Source organism: Micromonospora psammae (genome assembly GCF_036902725.1).
Lineage (GTDB): Bacteria > Actinomycetota > Actinomycetes > Mycobacteriales > Micromonosporaceae > Micromonospora.
The window spans coordinates 468384-484320 of sequence record NZ_JBAKHM010000001.1 but is presented as its reverse complement, the minus strand read 5'-3'; the positions used below and the strand labels follow the sequence as shown (position 1 = coordinate 484320).

Sequence of the window (15937 nt, the reverse complement as noted above, 5' to 3'; positions counted from 1 at the left end):
CGCCGGACGTAGGCCGGGTGCCCGGAAGGGGCCCCTACACGGCGGCGAGGACGGCCGCTTCCAGGCGGGTCCGTTCGGCGTCGCCGGGCCAGCCGCCGACGAGGTAGAAGGCGTCCACCACGTCGGCGCCGAGGGTGGAGATCCGGGCCGCCCGGACCTGCGCGCCGGCCTCGTCGAGGGCGCAGGTGACCCGGTACAGCAGCCCGGCCGCGTCGGCGGCGCGCAGCTCCAGCAGCACCGCGTCGGTGGCCGCCTCACGGTGCCACACCACCCTCGGGGCGGCGCCCTCCCCGCGCGCGGCGAGGGCCCGGCCGCGCAGCCGCTGGGTCACCGAGACGTCGCCGTTGACGGCGCGGCGCAGGTCGGCGCCGAGCGCGATCGGGTCGGGCGCGAGCCCGTAGCGCGGCTGCACCCGACACTGGACCAGGGCCCGGCCGTCGACCGTAGCGGCATCCGCGGAGAGCACCTCCAGCCGGTGCAGGGCCAGACACCCGGCGACCGTCGCGAGCAGGCCACGCCGGTCCGCCGCGGCCACCGACACCCGGTCCCCGGTCAGGTGTACGACCGGCAGCGGCCCCGCCACCAGCGCCGGGTCCGGGGCGGGGGGCGCGGGCAGGGCCCCGGTGTCCAGCGCGGTACGCACCCGGGCGACCAGTTCGGCGACGAGCCGCCCCTTCCAGTCCGACCAGGCGGCCGGCCCGGTCGCCGCCGCGTCGGCCCGGACCAGGGCGTGCAGCAGGTCCAGGGTGGCGGTGTCGCCGACCCGCTCGGCCACGCCGGCGATGGTCACCGGGTCGGCGAGGTCGCGGCGGGTGGCCACGTCGGGCAGGAGCAGGTGCAGCCGCACCAGCGTGCCGATCAGCGCCGCCTCGGGGGCGGGCAGGCCGATCCGGGTGGCCATCGCCTCGGCCAGCGGCGCGCCGACGGTGCTGTGGTCCGCGGAGGTGCCGGCGGGCTCGTGCCGGCCGGCCCGCCCGGCGGCACCTCCGCCGGGCAGCCCCTTGCCGATGTCGTGCAGGAACGCGCCGAGCAGCAGCAGGTCGGGGCGGTCCACGTCGCGGGTGTGCCGGCTCGCCTCGTACGCGGTCTGCACCAGGTGCCGGTCGAGGGTGAACCGGTGCACCGGGTTGTGCTGGGGCAGGCTGCGCAGCCGGGTCCACTCGGGCAGCCAGCCGTCGATCAGCCCGTACCGGTCGCAGGTCTCCCACGCGGGCACCAGGCCGGGACCGGCGCCGAGGAGGGTGACCAGCGCGGCGCGGGCGGCCGGCGGCCAGGGCGCGGGCAGCGGCGGGCAGTAGGCGGCGAGCCACTCGCAGGTGGCCCGGGCGATCGGCAGCCGGGTGGTGGCCGCCGCGGCGGCCACCCGCAGCGACAGGCTCGGGTCGGGGCGGGCGCCGATGGCGGTGCGGGCGAGCACCAGCTCACCGTCGTGCTCGACGACGTCCCGGGCGACCGGGCGGCGCTGCGGGCGGCCGTCGGCGCCCCGGCGGCGGCCGGAGCGCAGCCGGTCGGCGGCGCGCCAGGCGTCGTCGAGGGCGTGGCTGACCGTGCGGGCGTCACCGGCGACCCGGCGCAGCAGCGCGTCGCCGTCGCCGTGGTCGACGTGCAGCGCGTCGGCGTCGCCGTCGTCGCCGGCCGGCGGTCGCGGCGTGCGGTCGGGCTCCCCCGGTTGCCGCAGGCCGAGCAGCGCGGCCACCCCGGCGCGTTCCTGGGCGACCAGCCGGTCGACCCGGCGGCCGACCTGCCGGTGCAGCGCGTCGCGGGTGTCGAGCAGGCGCCGGTGGGCGGCGCGGACGGCGGGTCGCAGCGCGTCGGTGACGCCGGCGGTGGCGATGGCCCGCAGGATGCCCACGTCGCGCAGCCCGCCGGCGGCCTCCTTGAGGTCGCCCTCGAGCAGGAAGGCCAGCTCGCCGTGGGTGCGCCAGCGGGCGCCGGTGATCTCCCGCAGGGCGGGCAGCTGGCGGACGGCGGTACGCCGCCAGTGGTCGGTGGCGGTCCGGGTGAGGGTGTCGGCGAGCGCCCGGTCACCGGCGAGGAAGCGGGCGTCGAGCAGGGCGAGGGCGACCTTGACGTCGTCCTGGGCCACCGAGAGCGCCTCGGCGAGGGTGCGGACGGAGTGGTCCAGTCGCAGCCCGGCGTCCCAGATCGGGTACCACAGCGACGCCGCCAGCTCGTCGATGCCGGGCACGCCGGCGTGCAGCAGCACCAGGTCGAGGTCGCCGTACGGGGCGCACTGCCGCCGCCCCAGCCCGCCGACCGCCACCAGGGCGACCCCCGGCCGCTCGGGCACCAGCCGGGCCAGCCATCGGTCGAACGCGGCGGCCCGCGCCTCCCGCGCCGCCTCCCCCACGCCCCCGGGAACGCCGACGACCCCGTTGACCAAGAGGTTCGCGTCGTCGTCACCGGTGTTCCCTGACGCGTTCTTCTTGATCAACGAGGTCATCGGGGTGGCCTCCCTACAGGGCGTCGAGGCCGCGTTCGCCGGTGCGGACCCGGACGACCTCCTCGACGCCGGTCACCCACACCTTGCCGTCGCCGATCTTCCCGGTCCGGGCCGCCGCCACGATCGCGTCCACGATCTTGTCGACGTCCATCTCGTCGGTGAGCACCTCCACCCGGATCTTGGGCAGGAACTCGACCGTGTACTCGGCACCCCGGTAGACCTCGGTGTGCCCCTTCTGCCGCCCGTACCCCTGGACCTCGCTGACGGTCAGGCCGGCCACGCCGAGGGCGTGCAGGGCCTCCTTCACCGCGTCCAGCTGGTACGGCTTGATGACCGCGGTCACCAGCTTCATGTCCAACCCCTCCATCCCAGGAACGTTAACCGGCGACCTTCTCGTCCACCGGCGCGGTGGCCGGCGCGGCCGCGTCGTCCGGGGCCGGCTTCCCGGCGCCCGGGGCCAGCCCGGCCATCGCGAACGCCCCGCTGCCGGCGCTGCCGGTGGTCGGCGACAGGTCGTACGCGCTCTCCGCGTGCTCGGCCACGTCGATGCCGGCGACCTCGTCGTCGGCGTCGGAGCGCAGGCCGATCAGCGCCTTGACGGCCAGCGCGATCACCAGGGCCACCCCGAAGGAGTAGACCGAGACGATGCCGCTGGCCAGCGCCTGCCGGCCGAGCTGGGTGAACCCGCCGCCGTAGAACAGGCCCTCGCTGCCGCCCAGCCCCTCGATCGCCGAGTTGACCTGAAGGGTGGCGAAGAAGCCGATGGCGAGCGAGCCGATCCAGCCGGCGACGAAGTGCACGCCGACCACGTCGAGCGAGTCGTCGAAGCCGAGCTTGTACTTGAGGCCGACCGCCACCGCGCAGACCGCGCCGGCGACCAGGCCGAGCAGCACCGCCGGCAGCGGGGCGATGAAGCCGCAGGCCGGGGTGATGGCGACCAGACCGGCGACCGCGCCGGAGGAGGCGCCGACCAGGGTCGGCCTCCCGCTGCGCAGCCACTCCACGATGATCCAGCCGACCAGGCCGGCGGCGGTGGCGACCTGGGTGTTGACGAAGGCGACCGCGGTGGTGCCGTCCACGGTCAGTTCCGAGCCGGCGTTGAAGCCGAACCAGCCGAACCAGAGCAGACCGGCGCCGAGCGCGACCAGCGGCACGTTGTGCGGCTTGAAGCTCTCCCGCGGCCAGCCGAGCCGCTTGCCGAGGACCAGCACCAGGGCGAGCGCGGCGGCGCCGGCGTTGATGTGGACCGCGGTGCCACCGGCGAAGTCCAGCGCCTTGATCTTGGCGCCGATGAAGCCGCCGCCCCAGACCCAGTGCGCGACCGGGACGTAGACCAGGGTGAACCAGGCGAAGGCGAAGAGCAGCCAGCCGGAGAACTTCAAGCGGTCGGATACCGCGCCGCTGATCAGGGCGACCGTGATGATGGCGAACATCATCTGGAAGGCCATGAAGACGTAGGTCGGGATGCCCGTCCCCGCGCCGAGGAAGAGCCACTCCTCGCCGATGAAGTCGGTCTCGGTGCCGAGGTACTGGGTGAAGCTGCCGATCACGTTGTTGACGCCCGCGTCGTCGTTGGTGCCGAACGCGAGGGTGAAGCCGTAGATGACCCAGAGAACGGAGATGAGCCCGATCGCGGAGAAGCTCATCATCATCATGTTGAGTACGCCCTTGGACCGGTTCAGCCCGCCGTAGAACAGGGCCAGACCCGGCGTCATGAGCAGCACGAGCGCAGACGACAGGAGCAACCAGGCGGTGTTGCCGGTGTTGATCTCCACGCTGCCTCCTCTCGGTGTGGAAGTCCTCCCATCCGACTGGTACCTGGCAGCATCGCCCGTCAGCCGGTTGGCGGGAACTCTCGCCTCCGGCTGTTTCCTTCACCGACACCCCTCGATTTCCGGCGCGTGACGGGTTGTTTCCGGCGTGTGAAGAACCACGATCATGGTCGCCAGCCCCTACCGGAGTGGCGCCACCCGGCGCGGGTCGGCCGGCCTACTGCAGGGCGCGCTCCAGCGCGTGCCGCTCGTAGTCCAGCAGCCGCAGGTCGCGCATCGGCCGGCGCAGGTGCCCCTTGTGCACGATCCGGACGAACGCCGGCTCCCCGGCCGCCGCCATCCGGCGGATGCCCTCCACGTGGTCCACGATCCGCTTGCGGATGGTGCGGATCAGCCGGTGCCGGTCCCGGGGGATCAGCCCGTACGCGTCGGCGAAGAGCCGCAGCCGGCGCGGCCGGTCGGGACGCTTCCAGCCCAGCGTGATCGAGTCCCGGTCGGAGAAGATCGGCACCCACGTCCACGCCGCGTACGCCACGTCGTAGATCCGCGCGCCGGGCGAGGCGAGGTCGAAGTCGATCAGCCCGAGGGTGCCGTCCGGCCGCCAGATCACGTTGTGCGGAGCGGCGTCGTGGTGACAGATCACCTCGGTGTCCGGGGGCGGCGGGCCGAACGAGCGCCAGACCGCCCCGGGCGGCGGGGCGAAGCCGTACTGGGCGTCGTGGAACATCCGGAGCATGGTCGCCACCGTCACCAGCGCCTCGTCGGTGACCCAGTGCGGGGCCAGCGGGTACTCCCCGCACTCCCCCTCCAGGTACGACAGGACCTCGCGGTTGCGCTCGTCCATGCCGAGGGCGCGGGGCGCGCCGGAGAAGCCGACGTACTCCAGGTGGCGCAGCAGCGCGTGCACCGACGGTGTCCACGGCCCGGCGTTGCGCCGGACCGTGTCGCCCACCCGGACGACGGTGCTGACGTTCCCGCCGTGCAGCGGGATCTCCTGCGAAGTCACGTACGGTCTCCCGAGGCCCGGTGCCGCGCGGCGGGGGTCCCGCCAACCGGCGTAGGCGCGATCGTCGTTCGTCACCGCGAGGTTACGCGTCCCGGGCGAGCGGCTCGGTGCCGAGCAGCGCGTCGACGAACTGCACGGGGTCGAACGGGGCCAGGTCGTCCGCGCCCTCGCCGAGGCCGACCAGCTTGACCGGGATGCCGAGCTTGCGTTGCACGGCGATCACGATGCCGCCCTTGGCGGTGCCGTCGAGCTTGGAGAGCACCACCCCGGTCACGTTGACCACCTCCGTGAAGACCCGGGCCTGCTCCAGGCCGTTCTGGCCGGTGGTGGCGTCGAGGACCAGCAGGGTCTCGTCGATCGGGCCGTGCTTCTCCACCACCCGCTTGACCTTGCCCAGCTCGTCCATCAGGCCGATCTTGTTCTGCAGCCGGCCGGCGGTGTCGATCAGCACGGTGTCGGTGCCGGCCTCGATGCCCCGGCGGACCGCGTCGAAGGCGACGCTGGCCGGGTCGGCGCCCTCCGCGCCGCGGATGGTCTCCGCACCGACGCGGCCGCCCCAGGTCTGCAACTGGTCGGCGGCGGCGGCGCGGAAGGTGTCCGCCGCGCCCAGGGTGACGCTGTGGCCGTCCGCGATCAGCACCCGGGCGATCTTGCCGCAGCTGGTGGTCTTGCCGGCGCCGTTCACCCCGACCACCAGCAGCACCGCCGGCTTGCCGTCCTTGGGGGTGGTGCGCAGGGACCGGTCCAGGCTCGGGTCGAGGGCGTTGACCAGCTCGGCGGCGAGCAGGGCGCGCAGCTCGGTGGCGGAGCGGGTGCCGAGCACCCGGCTCCGCTCGCGCAGCCGGTCGACGATCTCGCGGGTGGCCTCGATGCCGATGTCGGCGGTGATCAGGGCGTCCTCGATCTCCTCCCAGGTGTCCTCGTCGAGGTGGTCGCGGCTGAGCAGGCCGAGCAGGCTCTTGCCGAAGACGTTCTGGGAACGGGACAGCCGGGAGCGCAGCCGCACCAGGCGGCCGGCGGTCGGCTCCGGCACCTCCAGCGGGGGCGCCACGACCGGCGGCTCGATCAGGATGCCGGTGGAGAGTTCGGACTCCGGCGCCTCCACCGGTGGACCGGCCAGATCCTCCTCGGCCCGGGTGTCGACCTCGGTCTCCGGCAGCGGCGGCTCGGGGCGCCGGCGCAGCCGGGGCACCACCAGGCTGAGGCCGCCGAGGATCAGCAGTCCGAGCAGGGCGAGCGCGACGAGGAGGTATTCCGTCATGCCGAAATCCTGTCAGATGGCGGCGGCCACGTCCCACTCACCGCCTCCGGAGGCGGACGAGCTGCGGGTACGCTCGCCGCAGCCAGGGGTGGCGGGCCCGCCGACCGGGTAGAAATGGTGAAACGTTCTCTGCTCGGAGGTGCCACCATGCCCGACTCCCGCCTGCTCATCGGCCCGTTGCTACGACGGGTCGTCGGCACGCGGGCGACCGTCTGGGTGGAGACCAGCGGGCCCGCGGTGGTCCGGGTCCGCACCGCCGACGGCGCCTGGGGGCAGGCGCCGACCTTTTCCGCGTACGACCACCACTACGCCCTGGTGGTGGTGGAGGGGCTCACCCCGGACAGCGCCACCAGCTACGAGGTGCTGATCGACGACGAGGTCGCCTGGCCGGTGGCGAAGAGCGGTTTCCCGCCCAGCGTGATCCGGACCCGGGCCGCCGACGACCGGGACCAGCCGGTGAAGCTGATCTTCGGTTCGTGCCGGGAGACCACCCAGCACGCCACCACGCGCCGGCTGCCCCCGGACGCGCTCGACGCGTACGCCCGGCGGCTGATGGCCGAACCGGAGCCGGGCGCCCTGCCCGACCTGCTGGTGCTCCTCGGCGACCAGGTCTACGCCGACGTGACCTCGCCCACGGTGCGGCGGCTGCTCAAGCGGCGCCGGCGGCGGCCGAAGGACGCCCCGACCGACCAGGTGGTGAGCTTCGACGAGTACACGAAGCTCTATCTGGAGTCGTGGCGCGACCCGGAGATCCGCTGGCTGCTCTCCACCGTGCCGAGCGTGATGATCTTCGACGACCACGAGGTGATCGACGACTGGAACACCTCGGCGTCCTGGCGGGCGGAGCTGCGCCAGCAGCCCTGGTGGGCCGAGCGGATCCGCAGCGGCCTCGCCTCCTACTGGGTCTACCAGCACCTGGGCAACCTCTCCCCGGACGAGATCGCCGACGACCCGCTCTACGCCAAGGTGGTCGCCGCCGAGGATGCCACCTCGGTGCTGCGCGAGTTCGGCGAACGGGTCGACCGCGAGGCCGACGAGGCGCACGACACCGAGCGCTGGCGGGCCGTGCAGTACCAGTGGAGCTACTCACTGGACCTGGGCCGGACCCGCCTGGTCATGCTCGACAACCGGTGCAGCCGGGTGCTGGAGCCGGGCAACCGGGCGATGCTGCCGCCCGGCGAGTGGTCCTGGTTCCTGGACCGCGCGCACGGCGTCTACGACCACCTGGTGGTCGGCACCTCGCTGCCCTGGCTGCTGCCACCGGCCATCCACCACGTGGAGGCGTGGAACGAACGCCTCGCCGACTCCCGCCGCCGCTGGCCCAGCCGGCTCTCCGAGCAGATCCGCCGGGCCTGGGACCTGGAGCACTGGGCCGCGTTCCGCCGCTCCTTCGACGCCCTCGGCGCACTCTTCGCCCGGATCGGCAGCGGCACGCCGGGAGAGACCGGCGACCGGGTCGGGGCCGGTCCGGCGTACGCGCCGCCGGCCTCGATCAGCGTGCTCTCCGGCGACGTGCACCATTCCTACGTCGCCCGGGTCCGGTTCGACGACCCGTCGGTGCGCACCCCGGTGCACCAGCTGACCTGCTCGCCGATCCACAACCAGGTGCCGGCGGCGATGCGCCCGCTGATGAAGCTGGGCTGGCTTCCGGGGCCGGCCGCGGCGGCCCGGGCGCTGGCCCGCTCCGCCGGGGTGCGTCGGCCGAGCGTGCGGTGGAAGAAGCTGGCCGGGCCGTACTTCGGCAACGCGGTGGCCACCCTGGAACACTCCGGCCGGGGGGCCGAGGTGCTGATCGAGGGCACCACCAGCGACGGCCACCTGCGCCAGGTGGCCCGCCAGCGACTGGCCGCCGGGGACTGAGGTCACGGCCCGTACGCTCTGTGCCGTGGAGGACCACCTGCCCGAGAGCCTGCACGCGGTCGAGCACGAACTGACCGCGCTGCTGCGCCGGGGGCGGGGCCTGTCCTGGGAGATCGCCCGGGAGGTGCATCCCCACCTGGAGCCCGACGCGTACGGGCTGCTGCTGTGGCTGCGCCGGTCCGGCTCGATCCGGCTGACCGACCTGGCCGCCCGCCTCGGCGTCGGCAAGGGCACGCTCAGCCGGCAGATCCACGGGTTGGAGCTGCTCGGCCTGGTCCACCGCGACCCGGACCCGACCGACCGGCGGGCCTCCCAGCTCAGCCTCACCGAGGAGGGGACCCGCCGCTTCGACGCGGCCCGGGCCGCCCGGCTGGGGCAGATCCGCCGGACGTTGGAGAGCTGGCCGAGGCGGGACGTGGCGGAGTTCGCCCGGCTGCTGCACCGGTTCAACGACAGCTTCTGACCGGGTCGGGCCGGGAACGGCGCGCGCCCGCTGATAACCGTTCGCGGCTGTCGCACCCGAGGGCCAGGATGTCCCGATGACCTGGAGAGCACCGGAGATCACCCGGACCACCGAACCGTACGTCGGCGACGAGCGCACCATGCTCGAGGGCTGGCTCGACTACCACCGGCAGACCCTGCTGCTCAAGTGCGCCGGGCTGACCGCCGAGCAGCTGAAGACCCCGAGCGTGGAGCCGTCCGGGCTGACCCTGCTCGGCCTGGTCCGGCACCTGGCGGACGTGGAGCGCTGGTGGTTCCGCATCCGGGCCGCCGGCCAGGACATCCCCGGCCTCTACGACGGCGAGGAGGACCCGGACGCCGACCTCAACGCGCTCGCCGACGCCGACCCGGAGGCCACCTTCGCCACCTTCGCCGCCGAGGTCGCCGCCGCCCGCGAGGCCGCCGCCGGCCTGTCGCTGGACGACACGTTCCGCCGGCCCCGCTGCGACGGCAGCGCCGACGAGATGAACGTCCGCTGGGTCTACGTCCACATGATCGAGGAGTACGCCCGGCACAACGGCCACGCCGACCTGATCCGTGAACGCATCGACGGCGTCACCGGGGAGTGACCTGCCCGCCGGGCGCCCGTCACCGCGCGCGCCCGGCCCGCAGCAGGTGCTCGCCGAGCGGGGTCAGCGTGTGCCGTACCGCCGAGCCCACCCGGTCCGTGCTGATCAGCCCGGCGGAGCGCAGCGTCGTGGTGTGCTGGCTGGCCGAGGCGACCGAGATGCCGACGGTCCGGGCGAGCTGCGAGGTGCTGGGGCCGTCGGCGACCGCGCCCAGCACCGCCGCCCGGGTCCGCCCGAGCAGGTCGGCGAGGGGTTTCCCGCTGGTCAGCTCGCGCCGGGTGGGCCGGATGGGATAGGCCAGCACGAGCGGGCCCGCCGGGTCGTCCAGGACGCACGGGCGCGGCACCAGGTAGGACGGGACCAGGGTGACCCCCCGGCCGGCGGGCGTCAGGTCGATCCGGTGGGCGAAGCCGCACTCGTACGACAACTGGTAGCCCTCTCCCGACGACGTCCAGGACAGGTAGGGGCTGAGGTCGCGCAGCACCCGGTCGATGCCAACGTCCACCATGGTGTGTCCCCGCACGGCGCGGTCGGCGTGCACCGCCGCCGTGATCGTCGCCCAGTACGGCGCCACCGCGACCTCGTGGAACGCCACCATCGCCGCCCGGAGCCGGTGCCGGGCGGCCGGTTCCCCGACGGCCAGGGCGCCGACCCGGGGCGGCAGGTCACCGGCCTCGATCCGGGGGCGCAGCTCCGCCGCCAGGGCCTCCGCCGGGGTGGCGGCCACCTCGTCGAGGGCCGCGGTCAGGTCGGTGCCGAGGCGGGGCGGCGTGAGGAAGTCCGGGAACCATCCGGGCAGGCGGCACAGGTCCAGGTAGGGGCGCATCCGCGGGCGGAGCGCGGCCCGGGTACGGGCCTGCCAGGCGGTGAGGTGCTCCGGGACGGTGGCCTCGACGAGTCGCTGGCCGGCGGCGCCCAGCTCCAGCAGCACCGACGGCGCGGACCGCAGGACGGTGCGGCTGAGGTCCGTCGCGTTGAGGTGCAGGGTCGTCACGCCGGGAACGCTAGTCACCTTTCGGGCACAGGTGAAAGGGGGTGGAGGTCGGCCGTCGCCGCCCGCACCCTCACCGCATGAGAAAGCTTCTCGCCGCGGCCACCGCGGGTCTGACCGTCCTGACCGTCGCCGCACCGCAGCCCGCCGCCGCCCGTGGGCGACCCGACACGTACGTCGTCTCCCACGACCCGGGGGTGCTGCCCGAGGGGATCGCGGTGGCCCCGGACGGCACCATGTACGTCACCAGCGTCGCCACCGGCGCGGTCTACCGGGGTCACGTCCGGCAGCGGACGCTGCGCCCGTTCCTGCCCGGTGGCGCCGACGGTCGCCGCAGCGCCGCCGGGGTGCACCTGGACCGGCGGGGCCGGCTCTTCGTCGCCGGCTGGGACACCGGCACGCTCTTCGTCCACGCCCCCGACGGCACCCTGCTGGCCCGCCGGACGGCGCCGGGCGCGGCCCTCAACGACCTGGTGGTCACCGCGGACGCCGTCCACGTGACGGACTCGGCCACCGGCACGATCTGGCGGGCCGGCCTGCACGGCGAGGAGGTCGGCGAGCTCGTCCCCTGGCTCACGCCGGCCGGGTTCCCCGCCGCCCCGGGCTTCCTGAACGGCATCGTCGCCACCGCCGACGGCCGGATCGCCCTCGTCGCGGACCAGGGCACCGGCGTGCCGGGCACCGAGCGCCTCTGGCGGGTCGACCTGCGCACCGGCACGGTCGGCGAGGTCGCGGTCGCCGGTGGGCAGCTGGGCGCCGACGGGCTGCTGCTGACCGGCGACCGGCTGCACGGCGTGGTCAACTTCCCCGACGGCCACGGCGGCTGGAGCTTCGCGGTGAACCTGGCGATCCTCGACGCCGACCGTCGCACCGCCCGGGTCGTCCGGCAGTCCCGACCGGCCGGCCTGGCGCAGTCGCCGACCACGATCGCCCGGGACGGTGGCCGGCTGCTCTGGGTCAACAGCCAGCTCAACGCCCCCGCCCCGCGGCCACCCTTCACCGTCACCGAGGTACCCGGGCTGCGGTGACCGGCCGTTCGGCCCGGCCCGGGCTGCGGCACGCCGGGCCCAGGCCCCGGCGTGCCGCAGCCGGGACGGGACGGTCAGGCGGCCAGCGCGGCGCGCAGGTAGCGCAGGTCGGCGGGGCTGGACCAGCGGTGCGCCGAGAGGCCGGCGGCGCGGGCGCCGCGGACCGCCCAGTCCTCGTCGTCGACGAAGAGCACCCGCGACGGCGGGGTCTCCAACGCCTCGCAGGCCGCCTGGAAGTACTCCTTGGCGGGCTTGTGCACCCCGATGACCGAGGAGTTGACCACCACGTCCAGCTCGCCGACCAGACCGAGCGCGGCCAGGTCGGAGTCGAGCAGATCGGTGGCGTTGGTGCCCAGTCCGACCCGGATGCCGGCGGCGCGCACGTCGCGCACGAAGGCCAGCACGTCCGGGTCGACCTCGCCCCGGTACCGCTGCCACTGCTCGACGGCGGCCCGGGCCCGCTCGGGGCTGCCGACGGACTCGGTGAGCGCGTCCGCGACGCTGGTCACCCATTCGGCGTGCCGGACCTGCCCGGTGAGCACCGGCTGGAGCCGGCTCCACTGCATGGCGATCTCGCCGAGCACCCCCTCGGAGAGCCCGTACTCCCGCTCGACGCCGGCGGCCACCGCCGGGTCCCAGCGGCGCAGTACGCCGTCGAAGTCCAGCAGGAGCGCTGTCGCGCGTTCCCGACCCACTACGTGTTCTCCTCGCCGCGGCGCTGCCGCTCGTCGTCGTCGGCCCGGTTGAGCCGTTGGCTGATCACCTGGGTGACCCCGCCGCGCATGGTCACGCCGTAGAGCGCGTCGGCGATCTCCATCGTCCGCTTCTGGTGGGTGATGACGATCAGCTGACTCTTCTCCCGCAACTGTGCCAGCAGCGTGATCAGTCTGCCGAGGTTCACGTCGTCGAGAGCCGCCTCCACCTCGTCCATGATGTAGAACGGGCTGGGCCGGGCGCGGAAGATCGCCACCAGCATCGCCACCGCGGTGAGCGACCGCTCCCCACCGGAGAGCAGGGAGAGTCGTTTGATCTTCTTGCCGGGTGGCCGGGCCTCCACCTCGACGCCGGTGGTGAGCAGGTCCTCCGGGTCGGTGAGGATCAGCCGTCCCTCGCCGCCGGGGAAGAGCACGGTGAAGACCTGCTCGAACTCGCGGGCGGTGTCGGCGAAGGCGCTGGCGAAGACCTCCAGGATCCGCTCGTCGACGTCCTTGACCACGGTGAGCAGGTCCCGCCGGGTGGCCTTGAGGTCCTCCAGCTGCTCGGAGAGGAACTTGAACCGCTCCTCCAGCGCGGCGAACTCCTCCAGCGCCAGCGGGTTGACCTTGCCGAGCAGGGCCAGCTCCCGCTCCGCCTTGGCAGCCCGCTTCTCCTGCACCGGCCGCTCGTAGCGGACCGGCTCGGGCACCGGCAGGCCGTCCCGCTCGGCCGCCGCCACGTCCACCTGGGTGGGCGGGACGAGCTGGGTCGGGCCGTACTCGGCGACCAGGGTCTCCACGTCCAGGCCGAAGTCCTCGGCCGCCTTCGCCTCCAGCTGCTCGATGCGCAGCCGCTGCTCGGCGCGGGCCACCTCGTCCCGGTGCACCTGGCCGGTCAGCCGCTCCAGCTCCGCGCCGAGCCGCCGGGCCGCGCCGCGTACCTCCTGGAGCTCGGCCTCGCGGGCGGCGCGTTCGCGCGCCACGGCGTCGCGGTGCTCCTCGGCCGCGGCGATGGAGGTGGTGAGCCGGGTGAGCGCCTCCCGGGCGCCGCCGACCACGGCCCGGGCGATCGCCGCGCCGCGGGTCCGCGCCGCGCGTCGGGCGGCCGCCCGCTCGCGCGCCGCGCGCTCGGCGGTGGCCTGCCGCGCCAGCGAGTCGGCCCGGCCGGCGATCGAGGAGACCCGTTCCTCGGCGGTACGCACCGCGAGCCGGACCTCCATCTCGTTCTGCCGGGCCCGGGGGACCATCGCGGCGAGCTGGTCCCGCTCCTCGGTGGAGGGTTCCGCGTCGATCGGGGTCGCCTCGGCCAGGCGTAGCCGTTCCTCCAGCTCGGCCAGGGCGAGCAGGTCGCGGTCCCGGGCCGCCTCGGCGCGGGAGCGGGACTCGCCGAGCCGGTCGGTCTCCGCCTTCGCGGACCGGGCGGCGGCGCCGAGTTCGGCGAGCCGACGGGCGGCGGCGTTGCGGTGGCTCTCCGCCTCCCGCTTGGCGGCGGCGGCGTGCTGCACCGCCTCCTTGGCGGCGGCCACCTCGGCGCGCGCGTCGACCAGCTGTTCGCGCAGCTCGGCGCTGGTCCGCTCGGCGGTGAGCCGGTTGGCGCGGGCCTCCTCGACGGCGGCCTGCACCTCGATGTAGCTGGGCGCCTTGGCCGAGCCGCCGGCCGCCGCGTACGCCCCGACCACGTCGCCGTCTCCGGTGACGGCCCGCAGCTCCGGGTTGCCGGCGACCAGCTCGGCGGCGGCGGTCAGGTCGTCGACGAGCACCACGTCGCGCAGCGCCCGGTGCACCGCCGGCCGGATCTCGGCCGAGCACTCCACCAGGTCGGGCGCCCAGCGGGCCCGGTCGGGCAGCTTGGGGCGCAGCGCGTCGGCGGAGCCGTCCATGCCGGGGCCGGCGGGGCTGCCGACCAGCAGCCCGGCCCGGCCGGCGTCGGAGATCTTCAGCAGTCGCATCGCCTCGACAGCCTCGTCCACGCCGCTGACCGCGACGGCGTCGGCGAGCCCGCCGAGCGCGGCGGCGAGGGCCGCCTCGTGGCCGGGGGCGACGGTGAGCAGGCCGGCCAGGCTGCCGAGCAGTCCGGGGACCTCACCGGCCCGGGCGAGCAGCGCGCCGGCGCCGTCCTTGCGCCGCAGCCCGAGGGCGAGCGCCTCCTCGCGGGCCTTCCAGGTGGCGGCGTCCTTCTCGGCGGCCCGCTCGGCGTCGGCGAGGGACCGGACGGCGGCCTGGGCCTTCTCCTGGACGGCGACCGCCTCGGCGTGCCGCTCGTCGAGGTCGGCGTTGTCCCGGTCGGCCTCGGTGGACTGCTCGGCGACCGCGTCGAGGTCGGCCTGCGCCCTGTCGGCGCGGGCCATCGCGTCGGCGTGCGCGGCGGCGAGCCGGTCGATCTCCTCACCGGCGCTGGTGGTGCGGGCGCGGGCCGAGTTGACCTGGCCGGTGAGCCGGGCCAGCCCCTCGCGCCGGTCGGCGATGGCCTTGGCGGCGGCGACCAGCTCCCGTTCCGCGGCGGCGAGCTGTCGCTCCAGCTCCTGGCGCTGTTCGACCGCCTCGGCGAGCCGGATCTGGTCGTCGGTGAGCGCCGCGCGCAGCTCCTCCTCCTGCTCGCGCACCCGCTGCGACTCGGCCTCCAGCTGGTCGGGGTCCCGGCCGGGGCGCTCGTCGTCGGAGACGGCGCTGAGGTGGCGCAGCCGTTCCCGGGCGAGCTGCTCGACGGAGCGGAACCGTTCCTGGAGGGCGGAGAGCTTGTACCAGGTGTCCTGGGCGGCGGCGAGCAGCGGCGCGTCCTCCGCGAGGGCGGCCTCCAGCTCGCCGAGGCGGCCCTGCACCTCGGCGTGCTCCGCCTCGACCTGCTCCCGCCGCTCGCGCAGCGCGGTCTCGTCGGCGATCTCCCGGTCCAGCGTGGCACGCAGGGTGGCCAGGTCGTCGGCGAGCAGCCGCAGCCGGGCGTCGCGCAGGTTGGCCTGGATGGCGGCGGCCCGCCGGGCCACCTCGGCCTGCCGGCCCAGCGGCTTGAGCTGGCGGCGCAGCTCCGCGGTGAGGTCGGTGAGCCGGTTGAGGTTGGTCTGCATGGCGTCGAGCTTCCGCAGCGCCTTCTCCTTGCGCTTGCGGTGCTTGAGGACGCCGGCCGCCTCCTCGATGAACGCCCGCCGGTCCTCCGGCTTGGCGTGCAGCATCCCGTCGAGCCGGCCCTGGCCGACGATGATGTGCATCTCCCGGCCGATGCCGGAGTCGGAGAGCAGCTCCTGGATGTCGAGCAGGCGGCAGGAGTCGCCGTTGATCTCGTACTCGCTCTCGCCGGAGCGGAACATCCGGCGGGTGATGGAGACCTCGGTGTACTCGATCGGCAGCGCGCCGTCGGTGTTGTCGATGGTGAGGGTGACCTCGGCCCGGCCGAGCGGCGCCCGCCCGGCGGTGCCGGCGAAGATCACGTCCTCCATCTTGCCGCCGCGCAGCGCCTTGGCGCCCTGCTCGCCGAGCACCCAGGCGATGGCGTCGACGACGTTGGACTTGCCGGAGCCGTTCGGGCCGACCACGCAGGTGATCCCGGGCTCCAGCTTGAGCGTCGTCGCGGAGGCGAAGGACTTGAACCCCTTCACCGTCAGGCTCTTGAGATGCACCTTCTCGATCCTCGTCCGGTGGCCGCCGAACCGGCGCGGGCTGCGCGGCCCCTGGTGAACCCGCAGACTAACCGGTCAGCGCCGGTCGGCCGGCACGCGACCCGCCCCGGGCGGCGGTGACGGGCGGCCGTTCGGGGGCGGCGCGGACGCCACCACTTACGACAAGATCGCGGAATTGCGTGTCGATAAACGGGGGGAGA

At 74.7% G+C, this 15937-nt stretch carries 12 protein-coding genes; 4 read left to right on the top strand and 8 right to left on the bottom strand.

The window, feature by feature from the left end; translation table 11 throughout:
* Positions 1-34 precede the first annotated feature (34 nt).
* The 5 genes from V6U79_RS02245 to ftsY form a co-directional block, all read right to left on the bottom strand.
* Positions 35-2443, bottom strand: coding sequence for a [protein-PII] uridylyltransferase (locus V6U79_RS02245; protein ID WP_334613284.1), 2409 nt, complete (start codon positions 2441-2443; stop codon positions 35-37).
* Positions 2444-2456: 13 nt separating this feature from the next.
* Positions 2457-2795, bottom strand: coding sequence for a P-II family nitrogen regulator (locus V6U79_RS02240; protein WP_170285500.1), 339 nt, complete (start codon positions 2793-2795; stop codon positions 2457-2459).
* Positions 2796-2820: 25 nt separating this feature from the next.
* Positions 2821-4218, bottom strand: coding sequence for an ammonium transporter (locus V6U79_RS02235; RefSeq protein WP_334522893.1), 1398 nt, complete (start codon positions 4216-4218; stop codon positions 2821-2823).
* Positions 4219-4432: 214 nt separating this feature from the next.
* Positions 4433-5296 carry an aminoglycoside phosphotransferase family protein gene (locus V6U79_RS02230; RefSeq protein ID WP_334522890.1) on the bottom strand — a complete coding sequence of 288 codons (864 nt, stop codon included), beginning with the start codon at positions 5294-5296 and terminating at the stop codon, positions 4433-4435.
* A gap of 7 nt (positions 5297-5303) precedes the next feature.
* Entirely contained in the window at positions 5304-6482 is a 1179-nt protein-coding gene (gene ftsY / locus V6U79_RS02225) for a signal recognition particle-docking protein FtsY (RefSeq protein WP_334613282.1), read from the bottom strand.
* Positions 6483-6629: 147 nt separating this feature from the next.
* On the opposite strand from ftsY, the gene V6U79_RS02220 reads away from it, so the two are divergent.
* The 3 genes from V6U79_RS02220 to V6U79_RS02210 all read left to right on the top strand — a co-directional run bounded on the left by V6U79_RS02220 (position 6630) and on the right by V6U79_RS02210 (position 9412).
* Positions 6630-8342: an alkaline phosphatase D family protein gene (locus V6U79_RS02220; RefSeq protein WP_334613281.1), complete on the top strand. Its 1713-nt coding sequence runs from the start codon at positions 6630-6632 to the stop codon at positions 8340-8342.
* Positions 8343-8367: 25 nt separating this feature from the next.
* Entirely contained in the window at positions 8368-8805 is a 438-nt protein-coding gene (locus tag V6U79_RS02215) for a MarR family winged helix-turn-helix transcriptional regulator (RefSeq protein ID WP_334522882.1), read from the top strand.
* A gap of 76 nt (positions 8806-8881) precedes the next feature.
* The gene (locus V6U79_RS02210; protein WP_334613278.1) at positions 8882-9412 is read left to right on the top strand and encodes a DinB family protein; all 531 of its coding nucleotides are present in this window, start codon (positions 8882-8884) and stop codon (positions 9410-9412) included.
* A 19-nt stretch (positions 9413-9431) separates the two neighbouring features.
* On the opposite strand, the gene V6U79_RS02205 is transcribed toward V6U79_RS02210, so the two are convergent.
* Positions 9432-10406 carry an ArsR/SmtB family transcription factor gene (locus tag V6U79_RS02205; protein ID WP_334613277.1) on the bottom strand — a complete coding sequence of 325 codons (975 nt, stop codon included), beginning with the start codon at positions 10404-10406 and terminating at the stop codon, positions 9432-9434.
* Positions 10407-10483: 77 nt separating this feature from the next.
* On the opposite strand from V6U79_RS02205, the gene V6U79_RS02200 reads away from it, so the two are divergent.
* Positions 10484-11431: a superoxide dismutase gene (locus V6U79_RS02200; RefSeq protein WP_334522873.1), complete on the top strand. Its 948-nt coding sequence runs from the start codon at positions 10484-10486 to the stop codon at positions 11429-11431.
* A gap of 74 nt (positions 11432-11505) precedes the next feature.
* Here the strand turns inward: V6U79_RS02200 and V6U79_RS02195 are convergent, their stop codons facing one another.
* Both V6U79_RS02195 and smc read right to left on the bottom strand, forming a co-directional pair.
* The gene (locus tag V6U79_RS02195; RefSeq protein ID WP_334613275.1) at positions 11506-12126 is read right to left on the bottom strand and encodes an HAD family hydrolase; all 621 of its coding nucleotides are present in this window, start codon (positions 12124-12126) and stop codon (positions 11506-11508) included.
* Entirely contained in the window at positions 12126-15737 is a 3612-nt protein-coding gene (smc, locus tag V6U79_RS02190; RefSeq protein WP_334613274.1) for a chromosome segregation protein SMC, read from the bottom strand. Before smc ends, V6U79_RS02195 begins: the two co-directional genes overlap by 1 nt.
* Positions 15738-15937: the final 200 nt, after the last annotated feature.